Source organism: Paradesulfitobacterium ferrireducens, assembly GCF_017310645.1.
GTDB lineage: Bacteria > Bacillota > Desulfitobacteriia > Desulfitobacteriales > Desulfitobacteriaceae > Paradesulfitobacterium > Paradesulfitobacterium ferrireducens.
In genome coordinates this window covers 253859-266079 of the sequence record NZ_JAFLRH010000002.1, presented here as the reverse complement: position 1 = coordinate 266079, position 12221 = coordinate 253859, and the positions used below count along the sequence as shown (strand labels likewise).

10 protein-coding genes are annotated in these 12221 nt (G+C 50.6%); all 10 read right to left on the bottom strand.

All coding sequences use genetic code 11. The features are described 5' to 3' along the window. Nucleotides 1–10: 10 nt before the first annotated feature. Nucleotides 11–622 (bottom strand): 4Fe-4S dicluster domain-containing protein, encoded by a 612-nt coding sequence (locus tag J0X21_RS01285; protein ID WP_206809129.1) that lies wholly within the window; start codon nt 620–622, stop codon nt 11–13. A 17-nt stretch (nt 623–639) separates the two neighbouring features. Beyond that, nucleotides 640–3135 (bottom strand): molybdopterin-dependent oxidoreductase, encoded by a 2496-nt coding sequence (locus J0X21_RS01280; protein ID WP_206809127.1) that lies wholly within the window; start codon nt 3133–3135, stop codon nt 640–642. Between the two features lie 177 nt (nt 3136–3312). Beyond that, nucleotides 3313–4653, bottom strand: a complete 1341-nt coding sequence (locus J0X21_RS01275) for a dihydroorotase (RefSeq protein WP_206809125.1) — start codon at nt 4651–4653, stop codon at nt 3313–3315. Nucleotides 4654–4709: 56 nt separating this feature from the next. Continuing rightward, nucleotides 4710–5732 (bottom strand): TRAP transporter substrate-binding protein DctP, encoded by a 1023-nt coding sequence (dctP, locus tag J0X21_RS01270; RefSeq protein ID WP_206809117.1) that lies wholly within the window; start codon nt 5730–5732, stop codon nt 4710–4712. A gap of 93 nt (nt 5733–5825) precedes the next feature. Next, nucleotides 5826–7130, bottom strand: coding sequence for a TRAP transporter large permease (locus J0X21_RS01265; protein WP_206809114.1), 1305 nt, complete (start codon nt 7128–7130; stop codon nt 5826–5828). Beyond that, complete coding sequence (locus tag J0X21_RS01260) at nt 7130–7636, bottom strand: TRAP transporter small permease (protein ID WP_206809112.1); 507 nt, start codon at nt 7634–7636, stop codon at nt 7130–7132. Before J0X21_RS01260 ends, J0X21_RS01265 begins: the two co-directional genes overlap by 1 nt. Nucleotides 7637–7797: 161 nt before the next feature. Then, nucleotides 7798–8679 carry a thiamine pyrophosphate-dependent enzyme gene (locus J0X21_RS01255; protein WP_206809105.1) on the bottom strand — a complete coding sequence of 294 codons (882 nt, stop codon included), beginning with the start codon at nt 8677–8679 and terminating at the stop codon, nt 7798–7800. A 6-nt stretch (nt 8680–8685) separates the two neighbouring features. After that, nucleotides 8686–9837 carry a transketolase C-terminal domain-containing protein gene (locus tag J0X21_RS01250; RefSeq protein WP_206809103.1) on the bottom strand — a complete coding sequence of 384 codons (1152 nt, stop codon included), beginning with the start codon at nt 9835–9837 and terminating at the stop codon, nt 8686–8688. Beyond that, on the bottom strand, nt 9834–11501 hold the full coding sequence (locus tag J0X21_RS01245) for an NAD(P)-binding protein (RefSeq protein WP_206809101.1): 1668 nt from the start codon (nt 11499–11501) through the stop codon (nt 9834–9836). Before J0X21_RS01245 ends, J0X21_RS01250 begins: the two co-directional genes overlap by 4 nt. Continuing rightward, a complete protein-coding gene (locus J0X21_RS01240) occupies nt 11494–12045 on the bottom strand; it encodes a 2-oxoacid:acceptor oxidoreductase family protein (RefSeq protein WP_206809094.1) in 552 nt (183 codons plus the stop codon). Before J0X21_RS01240 ends, J0X21_RS01245 begins: the two co-directional genes overlap by 8 nt. Between the last annotated feature and the right edge of the window lie 176 nt (nt 12046–12221).

Genomic DNA, 12221 nt, shown 5'->3' with positions numbered 1-12221 from the left:
TGCTCACCTCCTACTCTAAGTAATACACGGAAGGTTCCGTGTTATTTTCCGGCTGGGGCTGGTATCCCCCGCGCTGGCGGATCAAACGGCTGACCTTGCTGTTGGGGTCGGACAAGTCTCCGAAAATGCGGGCATCTGCCGGGCAAGTCTGGACACAAGAAGGATCCAAGCCTTGATCCACGCGTTCCACACAGAAGGTGCATTTAACGACCGTACCCTCCTGCCATTTGGGATATTTTGCTTTCTCAAACGGGGTCATCTGATTCCCACCGAAATACCCGGTCTTCAGGGCTCCTTTCTTAAGGAACACCCGGTTCTTATACGGACAGGCGACATAACAAGCACGGCAGCCTACACATTTATCGTGATCTACCAACACCAAGCCGTCTTCCCGTTTGGTCGTCGCCCCGGTCGGGCAGACCCGCACACAAGGAGCGTCCTGACAGTGGTTGCAGAGCACAGGTACGAATTTTTTCTTAACAATGGGATATTCCCCAGCCACCTGGTCCAACACCTTGGTAAAGAGCACGCCCGGCGGAGTTCCGTTTTCCGACTTGCAGGCAATGGTACACGCCTGGCAACCCACACACCGCTTTAAATCAATCACCATTCCTAAATGCATCTAGCTCAGCCCCCCTCTCAAATCTTAGTAATCTTAACTTTCGTGGAAGTTTCCAAGTGCCCGGTCATTCCATCCGTCCATTTGACATCGGCCGGCAGCAAACGGTTAAAGTGGGTGTTGGTCTTTTTCTCAACCGGATGATTAGCCCAGCGGCTGATCCCGTTCGACATCCCAATGACCTGAGGATGGATTTCTTCAATCACGCTGGCCATGCCGATAACTTCCCCGAAAGGAGACTGAACCCGGATGCGGTCCCCGTTCTTAATCCCCTTAGCCTTGGCGGTTTTGGTGTTAATCAGGACTCCCATGTGGATGGGAATATTGTTCATTGCTTCATTGATCCAAGGGATCGTAGTCGATTCCGAGAAATTGAGCAATGTTTCTTTGAAGGCAAAAGCATAGAGATCATACTCTCCCGGCAAATTGTGCAAGGGATGAGTATCACGCCAGACCGGAATCGGGAGATAACTGGAAGTATCCCAGTCTAGGCCCGCTTCCTCTGTCTTCTTCTTGAGGTCATCGCCCACTTCTTTGAAGAAGTTAAAGTACAGTGGAATCCGGTGGCCTTTCCATGGCAGGTACATCTCCTCCGGCTTCTGGTAGCGCGTGGCGTGCCCGTTCTCCTGGAACCAGTCCAACCCTTTATCCGGACCGTAAATGCTCCGGGCCATGCGGTCCATCATCTCAAGGTTGGTATACTTCTTATTCAGCTCAAGCTGGTATTCCCCGGTAAGGAACAGCTTGATATTCATGAGGCCGTTCCATTCCGGCAAGAAGCCAATCCGCTCCGCTAAATCTGTCAAAATATCGCTCGCATCCCGGCTGTCATACAGCGGCTCAATGACCGGACGCCGGTAGACATGGCCGGTGATCACCGGGGGCTCAATGTCCACTAAGAGGTGGGATTCCAAATAGGTGTGATCCGGGAGCACGATGTCAGCCCATTCCGTTGATTCGTTCAGGACCACGTCAATGGCCACAATAAAATCAAGCCGGCGGAAGACTTCCATCACCTTATCCGTCGCCGAGAGGTTCCACATCGGGTTGGAATGTTCGATAATCAGCGCTTCCGGCTTGAAATCAAAACCCCATTTTTCCGGGTTTAGGACGTTGTCTGCCGAGAGATGGCCCGGATCAATCCCAATGGGATACCACTCCATGAGTTGGAAACTGTAAGGCTTACCGGCAAAAGGATAAGGCGGATGTAATATATGCGGCTGGGGCAGAAGCATGCCGTCCGGGCCCGGTTCAACCAGCAGCAGACGGTGATCCAGACCTACACCAATATGCCCGCCCGGAACATCAATATTTCCTATAATGATATTGATCAGTTTGAGAGCCGCTGAATCGAGCCCGCCGTCCACATGTCCAATGGCTCCGCGGTAGTAGTTGACTGCTGCCGGACGATAGGGATATTCCTTGCCTTCAATCACGATGGTACTGCCGATGCGGGCCGCTTCCCCGAACTCCTTAGCAATCCGGCGGATCGTATCCGCAGGCACTGTGCAAATCTTGGACATGCGCTCCGGAGTATGGTCTTTCAAGGTATCCTTGATGACCTGGAACGAAGGCCTGCACTTGACCCCATTCACGGTATAATTTCCTTCGAGCGCAAAATCCTCAATGCTCGGATCATCAAACACTTTAGCCGCTCCGGCAACCGCATCCCAGACGAAAGGTTTCTGGGACTCCGGATCGCGCACAAAATACCCGTCCGGGCCGATAAGATACGGGCCATTCGTATGGATCTTTAAGAATTCCGCGTCATAAATATTTAATTCATGCAAGAGCACATGAACCATGCCCAGAACAAAAGCCCTGTCCGTACCCGGGAGAATCGGAACCCATTCATCCGCTTTGGCAGCGCCGGTAGACATCCTTGGCTCCACAACCACGACCTTCATGCCCCGGTCAACCCGGGCTTCCGCCATGCGCTTGATTGAGCCTGCCACATGGAGATGAGAGGAAAAACCGTCTCCGCCCCCGATCTGAATCCAATAGTTGCAGTAAGCGTAGTCATTGACTGCGGCAAAGGAGCCGTCCAACGTTCCGTTGACCGGATGATAGGCCGCACCACAATACTGGCCAACGGTTGAAAAATAGTTGAAGGAGCCAAACATGGCGCCCCAGCCCCATAGGTGAATGCGGTGGAAGTCGTTGATTGAAACTAAGAGTTTACGCGGATCCTCCTGCCGGATTTTTTTCAGGCGGGTCGCTACGATGTCCAAGGCCTCATCCCAGGATATGGGCTGCCACTTGGGGTCAACCCCGGGTCCCTTTTCCGGGTTGGTCCGCTTAAGCGGAGTTTTTACCCGGTTGGGGTCATAGAGACGCATAATTCCGGACTGCCCCTTCGGGCAAAGCTTACCCCGATTATTGACATCATTAGGGTCTCCCTCGATTTTGACCACAACCCCGTCCTGGACGTGCACCCTGATCGCACAGCTATGGATGCACATTTTGCAGGCACTTTTTACCCAGTAGTCCTTTTGCTTAAATAGTGCTTGAGCCAAAAATCATCCCTCCTTTTTATTTGTCCACTCCTCTGGCTACCCGAACCGGCCCATTTCTCTGGAGTTCTTTCTATTCCCAATTTTCTGTCTCTTTATTAGCGGAGGAGGCAGGCAAATAGTCAGAAGGCACTGAATCTAGACACCTTGCTGCCTCTCCCACCTAAGAAACCAAACTGACTAAAGAGCACGCTTCAGGAAGCGGCCGCTGGCGGCAGGCTGAATCTTGCCGTCTTTGACAGCGACTTTGCCCCCTTTGATCGTCATCACCGGCCACCCTTTAAGCTCTTGGCCGCCGTAAAGGCTGAAATCAGCCCGGGAGCCTAACTCTTCATGACGCACGGTTTTCACCAAGTCAAGATCAACCACGACCAGATCGGCGTCACTGCCGGGGGCAATCGTGCCTTTGCGCGGATAGAGGCCGAAGATTTGCGCCGGATTCTTGCTCATCACTTCCACCAAGCGCAGGAGGCTGAAGCCGCGGGCATTGACCCCGTAGTGGAGCATAACGGGCAGGCTGGTACCGACTGCAGGATACCCGGGCATCGCACCCCAAATTCCCTTTTCCGCTCCCTTAAGATCGAGAGTAAGGGTCACATTATCCGTGCCCACGGTGTCAATGTAACCACTTTCAACCCCCTGCCACAGAGCATTGACACTTTCAGGCTCGCGGAACGGCGGCACCATATGGGCAACCAACCCTAGGGGGCTGTATTTATCAATCGAAAGATAAGGAGAGGTCGTCTCAGCATAAAGCTTGGGATACTTCGGTTTCAATTCGGCCAAAGCCCCGGCTCCTTCTTTGGTGGAGACGTGAACGATATACAGGCGGCTGCCCGCGAGATCATTAAGGTAAGCGGCCCGTCTGATCGCATCCTCCTCAGCCACATTCGGATGGGTATCCGCCCAGTCGGCTAAAGTATTGCCCCCGCGGGCTTTTACTTCTTCCGTGGCCACTCTGATTAAATGGGGATTTTCCGCATGGACACAGGCCAAAGCCTTGTCGCCCATTCCGGCCACGCGCTCCAGCGTTTGCAGCATGAAGCCGTCGTCCACATCCGGAATCAAACCGGGAATCCCGGACATGTACATTTTATAGGAAGTAATTCCGAACTCTTCGGCATAAGCCGGGATTTCCTGCTGTTGCTCCGTAGTCATAATCGCCAGGTGAAAAAAGACATCCGTGGCTGCTTTGGCATCGGCCAGGTTGATCACATCTTTGAAATAAGATAAATACGGATTGGGCCCGCCCATAAAAGCACCGACCGTTGTAACTCCGCCCATCAAGGCTGAAGCGGTCTCTTTTTCCATTTCCACGGCCAAATCCCCGAAAATCCCCAGGTGAATATGCGGGTCAATCAGTCCGGGCAAAACATACTTGCCGCCGGCATTGACTTCCTCATCCCCGTTTAACCCTTGGCCGATCGCTTGAATCCTACCGCCCTCCATCAGAACATCCGCTTCCACGATGCCCACACCGGGAATGACCAAACGCCCTTCTTTCAGAACCAATTTGCTCATGTTTTCAACCTCCCTTTTTTATGATTGATTTATTTTTTGTAATCACCATAAATCATTTATTTCTTGGTGATTAACTCCCGAAGTTTTGCTGCGTCTTGAGGCGCGCTTTTTTCAACTTTTTCCCAGCCTTTATCATAAGCGATTTTAAGGTATTTCTCTGCAAGTTCGCCGGAAAGAGCCGTGGTCTTAACTCCTGCTTTTTCAATCGTCTTACGTTCTTCTGAAATTTTGTTTTTGTAATATTCCTTGGCTTCTTTCTCAATTTCTTTCATTGCATCTGTCAGCGCAGTCTTTTGCTGTTCGCTCAGAGTTTTCCACACTTTGTCACTGACAAGGGCCGCTCCGTCAACACTATAAAAAGCAGGGTCTATGACATAACCGGTTACCTCATGCCAGCCAAAGTCAACAATTCCAACGCTCGGCCAACCATATCCCTGAACCACGTTACGCTCTAAAGCTTGGTAAACTTCACCCGGTGCGGTATTTACAACCGCTGCTCCCAGACCTTCCACAAACGCTTGATAAGCGGGCGTGGTTCTGATGGTCATCCCCTTAAAATCATCAAGGGATTCAATTTTTTTCTTAGTCGTGTAAAGATTATAGGTCAGCCCATTTAAGAAATTACCTAAAAGATGAGTGTTTAATTTTTCCTGATAAAGCTTGTCGATAAACTCAAATCCTCCGCTGGTACGAAGTCCTTCAGCATCATAGGTCGCAAGTTTAACCCCTTCTAAGACAGGAATATGAGAAACATTATAGGTATGAGCGGTCCATGCAATATCAACCATACCGTTTTTCACCGCTTCAGCCAATTGGAAGGCCGGGATCGCCTCCGGACCACCGCCCCACACGATTTTCAGAGTTCCGTTCGATTTTTTCTCCGCCTTTTCAATAAAAGGTTTTAGGTGAAAATTCATGGCATTGTTTTCTGCCCACGCACTGTGAATCTTTAATGTGATTGTTTTAGGCTTTGCTTGTTGCTCGGCCGGTGCCTTAGTTTCGCTTCCACACCCGGTTAACGCAAGGAATAGTAAGAGGCCGGTAATCATTATGGAAATCATTCTTTTTTTCTTAAGCATCATAATTCCCCCATTTATCATTAATTCGAACCCTGTTTTTAGATATCGTCTTGACCTACGTCTGTTATTAAATTCGCTCAAATTGTAATTTCATTAAACATTGGGCAAAAGAGTGACGAAACCGGGAATTAATATCAGTAGTACCAACAAGGCAATGTCTAAAAAGACATAAGGCACAGCTCCTTTGTAAATATCACTCATAGTGACATCTGAGGGGGCTACTCCTTTCATGGTAAAAAGAGCAAGTCCTACAGGAGGAGTCAGCTGACCAATCTGAAGGCAAATAAGGACAAGCACCGCAAACCAGACTTGATCAAAATGCAACGCTTGAACAATCGGCATGAACATAGGTAAGGTAATCATCATAATCGCCGTTTGTTCCATAAAGAAGCCAAGAAGAATAACAAGCCCGAGCATCAGCAATAGAATTATCATCGGAGGAACCTGCAGGGAGAGGACGACTGCAACTGCCTCGCGGCTGGTACCGGTTAGAGCAAGGATCTGACTAAACCCGGCCGAACCCGCAATGATCATAAGAATCATCGCTGTAACTTTAAGTGAATTAAGCAGGGAATTATACACGAGCTTCAGAGAGAACCTTCCATAGAACAGGGTTAGCACAAAAGAACCGAGTGCACCTAAGGCGGCAGCTTCCGTAGGGGTTGCTACACCGAAAAAAATGAGCCCCATAACTAATAAGAAAACAAAAATTAAAGGGATAATATCAATGATGACAGACTTAAATATGTCACGGAGAGAGGCTACCTCTACTTCGTAAGACGGAGCCTGAGAAGGGTTCACTAGGCAGGTTATTGTAACATAGGAGATATAAAAAACTACTAATAAAACTCCAGGGAGAATAGATCCGACTAAGATTTTGCCTACAGAAACCCCTGCAATTCCTCCAAGCAAGACTGCAATAGCACTGGGAGGAATAACCATAGCCAAAGCACCAGATGCCATAATAGAGCCGGCAGTAAGCTGCTTAGAATAGCCCCTTTTCATCATTTCAGGGAGCATCAGGGAACCGAACATTGCGGTGTTAGCGACTACAGAACCGCTTAGTGCTGCAAAAACACCGCCACCCAGTAAGGTAATAATGCTTAAACGTCCGGGAATTTTCCTAACGAACTTAGAAAGTGAATCTAGAGTTTTGGTCACAATTCCTGACTGGTAGAACACTTCCCCCATCACCATAAAAAAGGGTATGGCCGTCAGCGGGAAACTATTCAAGCTGTCATACATCCCCAGGATAAGTTGTCTTAACCCGAATTCCCCCATTAGCCCAAAAATCACGATGGATGACAGAAGAAAGAAGCTAAAGGCAATAGGCAATCCGGTAAACATAATCACAATTAGACCACCGAAGATTAAAAAGAGAACCATGTACCATTCCACTAATGTATACCTTCTTTCTTTTGTCTGAGCGCGAAAAAGTCTTGTTTTATAAATCGAAGGAATTGAATTGCCAAGAACAAAAACCCAAGCGGAATAGCCAGTATCAGTAAAAACTGAGGAGTGCCCATTGAATCCATGACTTTAATTTTTTCCATATAATTACTAAGTGTCACTTGGTAACTAATTACAAATAATCCAGAGGTAAGAATTAAACCGACAGCATCATTAAATAACAAAAGCGCTGTCTTCCGTCTCCCTTGAAGTTTCATCAGTATCAGGTCAACATTAATGTGTCCTCTGTTTCTTAAGAGCCAAGGTGCCGCGAGAAAGGTGATATAAATAAGGCTGTATGCTGAGAATTCAATAATTTTAGCTTTAGGGTCATTAAAAAAGAACCTGGAAATCGTGGCATAAGTTATTAATATTAACAGTACACCGATAATTACAGCAGCTATGCCGGCAAAAAAATTAATAATCCAGTCAATGATTTTATTAATCGTGTTCATCCGTTATGCCCCACTTTATTTAATTTCCCGGTACCCTGTAGCCTAGCTTGGTTTTCACTAGGCTACAGGGATTACCTTATATTACTCGGAAGTTGCGGCTGCTTGATTCATGCCAGAACCTTATACTGTGACTTAGCACTCTCTTCCTCCCGCCATTCGTATCAAGGAACGGAAAATCTCTCCCTCAACCGCTCCCAGTTGGCATCCACCTGGCTTTGAATTTCCTGGATTTGCTCCGGCCTGAGGTGTTTATACCGGCTTTGCTGGGACAGATACGCCTGAACCGGCGTCCCCTTGGAGCCAAAGTTAAGGGTGTAGCGCTCCCCGTATTCCACTTCATAAAGCGGGAAAACTCCGGTTTCCACCGCCAGTCTCGAGGTCTTTGGTCCCGCATGGTCGGCGACACCCCAGCCGTCCAGACAAGGGGTCAGGACCAAAATAAAACGCAGTCCTGTCCCTTTAAGCTCCTTAGCCCGGGCAACCTTGCGAGCCAGATCCTCAGGATATCCGGTGGTGGCGGTGGCGACGTAAGGGATGCGGTGGGCTGCCATAATTTCCGCCAGGTTTTTCTTGGGCGTCGGCTTGCCGGAAGGAGTGGAAGTGGTATATGCCAAATAAGGGGTGGAGGAGCTTTTTTGGGCTCCTGTATTCATATACCCTTCATTGTCCAAGCAGACATAGATAAAATCCTCATTGCGCTCCGCTGCGGAAGACAGGCTTTGAAACCCGATGTCATAGGTGCCGCCGTCTCCGGCAATGACTACCACATTGGTATGATCATTTCCTTTGGCTTTCAGAGCCCGGGAAATCCCGGTGGCTGAAGCGGCGCTCGCTTCCAAGGTTGTTTGATACACCGGCATCCGCATGGAACTTAGTGGCTGGGGACCGGAAATAATCGCGATACATGAGGGGGGAACCACTCCGATACTGTCCGGGCCGAGGGTATTGATTATATAGCGGATAGCCAGGGCCTCACTGCAGCCTGGGCAGGCGGCATGTCCGGAATTAAATACTTTTTCTTCCTGAATGTTGTAATACCCCACTTTTTATCACCCCTTCCACACCGGTTCGGCGGCTGCTTTTTCGGCTAAGGCTTCCCGAACCATGTCCTTGATTTTGGCGGGGGGAATATTGGTTCCGCCCACCCCGGCCAAGTACCCGTGAACTTCCGGGCCGTCACTCATCCCATAAAGCGCCGCTTTCATCTCCTGATGCAAAAACCCTCCTGTCCCCGGAGCGAAGTTGCGGTCCAGCACCACAACCTTAGGCACCCCGGTTAAGGCCCGACGCACGTCCTTCAGGGGGAACGGCCTGAATAATTTGACCTTGAGAAGCCCTACTGCCAGCCCTTCCGCGCGCAGTTCATCCACAGCCTCGCGGGCGGTCCCAGTCATGCTGCCCATGGTGGCAATGATAATCTCAGGGTTGTCACAGCGGTACTCTTCAATGATTCCGTATCCCCGTCCAACCAAGGCCCGGTAGTCGGCATCCGCTTCCTTGGCTGCGGCCAGGGCGTTGTCCATCGCTTCTCCCAGGGTTTTGCGGTGGCGGTAGAACATATCCTGATTGACGGTATTCCCCCACGATTCTTTGATCTCCGGATCGAGCCGATGGGGAGGGGTAAAAGGCGGCAGGAATTGGTCAGCCAGCTCCTGGGCCGGGACTTCCACCACTTCCAGGGAATGTGATACATAGAACGCTTCATGGACGACCATGGCCGGAAGCAGCACTTTTTCCGCCACCCGGAAGGCCTGGAGAATCGTATCTAAAGATTCCTGGCCGCTTTCACAGTAATATTGGATCCAGCCGGTGTCGCGCTGGGCCAAACTGTCTGTCTGGTCCGGCCAGAAACCCCAGGGAGAGCCGATGGTGCGGTTGACATTGACCATGACAATGGGCGCGCGCGCTCCGGAAGCATAGTGCAGCATCTCATGCATCAGCATCAGCCCCTGGGAAGCCGTGGCGGTAAACACCCGCACGCCGGTCAAGGAGGCGGTGATACAGGCTGACATGGCGGAATGCTCAGATTCCGCGGTTACCAGCTCCACTTCCATTTGTCCTTCTGCCTGAAATTCGGAAATCTTCTCCACGATCGGGGTTTGGGGAGTAATCGGATAAACGGGCACTACCATGGGTCTGGCCAGTCTGACTCCATAGGCGGCAGCATGGTTGCCATTGACAAGAATACGTTCTCCGCTCATCTGCTCTCCTCCTTTAAGACAACCGCACCCCGGGGACACTCTTCCACACAGCTGCCGCACCCTTTGCAGTATTGATCCAAGATGCGGTAATGTTCTTCAAGGGTTGCATCCTTAACCACGGCCATGTCCGGGCAGAAATAGAAGCAGTTGTCACATTCAATGCAGCTGCCGCAGCTAAAACAGCGTTCGGCCTGAGCCAAGGCTTGGTCAGAACTGAAACCTGTCTTGACTTCGCTGAAATCACGCACCCGCTGTTCAGCTGCGGTCGTTCCTTTATAGTCCCGGGACTGGGAAGGGAAATAAAAGGTATTGATATCTTTAAAGGGGACAGGTTCTTCTAAGGAAACTATTTCTTCATCCACGCTCCCGGACCCACCTGTCAAATAGCGGGCGATACTCCGGGCCGCCATTTTCCCCTGACCAATGGCAGAAGAGACATAACGCTCCGCACTGGCATCATCTCCTCCGGCAAAAACTCCGGGACGGTCCGTGGAGAAATCGGGTTTAATTTGGAAAAGCGTCTGTTTCACCGGCAGCAAGTGATTCCAGACATCTGTCTCCGGATCCTGTCCAATGGCCAGAATCACCTGATCGGCAATCAGGGAAAACTCCGAACCGGGAACAACTACCGGCTTAAGTACCCCCGGAGGGGCTTCCGGATCTAAATTGACCTTGACGCAGGCAAGGCCCAGTCCCCGCTCTGAGCTTTGCACTTCCTGGACCATTGCTCCCCCGGTGATCGCTATCCCTTCTTCCAGGGCTCCAGTGACCTCATCGGTTTGGGCCGGCAGATGCTCCCCGTCTTCCAAAGCCAAAACCGTGACATAGCTTCCTAGGCGCCGGGCGGTGCGGGCTACGTCCATAGCCACACTGCCGCCGCCGACCACAACAACCTGTTGCCCCAAAGCAATCGTATCATTTTGGTTGGCCCGGGCCAGGAATTCAAGTCCATTTAAGACCCGCTTATCTGAAGGGAACTGAGGCAGTGACTTCGCTTTCCCGGCACCGATTGCCAAGAATACCGCATCATACTCTTGTTCATATTGTTCCAGTTCATAGCTTTCGAAGCGGCGTCCGGTTTCAATGCTTATTCCCAGCTCCTGCAGACGTTTTATTTCCCCGGCCAGGACAGCTTTCGGCAGACGGTACTGAGGTATACCGTAGCGCAGGACCCCCCCCGCCTCCGGTTTCTCCTCAAACACCGTCACCTGGTACCCTTCCAGTCTAAGCCGGTAAGCACAAGAAAGTCCGGCCGGACCGGCCCCGATCACAAGAACCCGTTGTTCCCGCTCTTTCTCAGGTTTCGGAAGACTCCAACCTTCCTGCAGCGCCAGATCTCCCACATAGTGTTCTAAGGCGTTTATGGCAACCGCCCCGTCATATTCCCCTCTGTTGCAGGAGCCTTCACACGGATGATGACACACCCGGCCGGTCACTGCCGGAAACGGATTATTGGCCGCAAGAGCCAGCCAGGCTTCCTGGTACTTTTCTGCTTTCACAAGCTGGGTCCAGACCGGAATTTCCCCCTCAACCGGACAAGCCTTATGACAAGGGGCAGGCCTCTTTTTATGAACGGGAACCGCACTGCGCCAAGTTCCGGTGTTGAGAATGTCCGTCCAGCCCGTGGTCCAAATTGGTGGTACTTCTTTAATCACTTCAGGCATTCAACACCCTCCCTTCCCGTGCCATGCGGTACCCATCCAAACAGGAGTTGATATTTTCTTCTACTTTAACCGGGCTCGTTTCCCCTACAACTTTCGCAACCAAATCGATATCCGGCTGTCCCAACAGCCCTGTTACCGCCCCGACCAAGGCTGAATTTACAATTCTCCCCAGGCGGTTGGCCTGGGCGATAGCCATACCGTCAATCGTGAAGATCTTGAACTTGCCGAGAGCGGCAAACTCCTCCGGAGCCTGGGTTGAATTAATGACTACTAACGTTTTTTCCCCTGCCCCTTTTAAGAGAGTTTCATTAAGCAAGCTCGGATCAAAAACCAAAATCACATCAGGATTTTCAATGTTGCAGCGCAGCCGGATCGGCTTGTCGTCCACCCTGATAAAGGAACTCACAGGTGTACCACGCCTGGCCCCGCCATAAGTGGCATAGGCCTGGACGTACTTCCCTTCGCTAAAGAAGATATTGGCCAAGATTTCCCCGGCTTTCTGAGCCCCCTGACCGCCTCTTCCCTGAACAATAAACTGCAGCACTTGCACCGACACCTCCTCCACTTTTTCTCCTAAAAACAAAATCCTTTTGGAAACTTGTGAAAGATTATTGCAAGATTAATTCCACTCTTTTCAAAAAAAATAGAATTTACCGTGAACGGTTAAACTTAAGTTGTGGACAGCAGAAAAAACCGAGTCAACAGCTATCAAGCTCACGT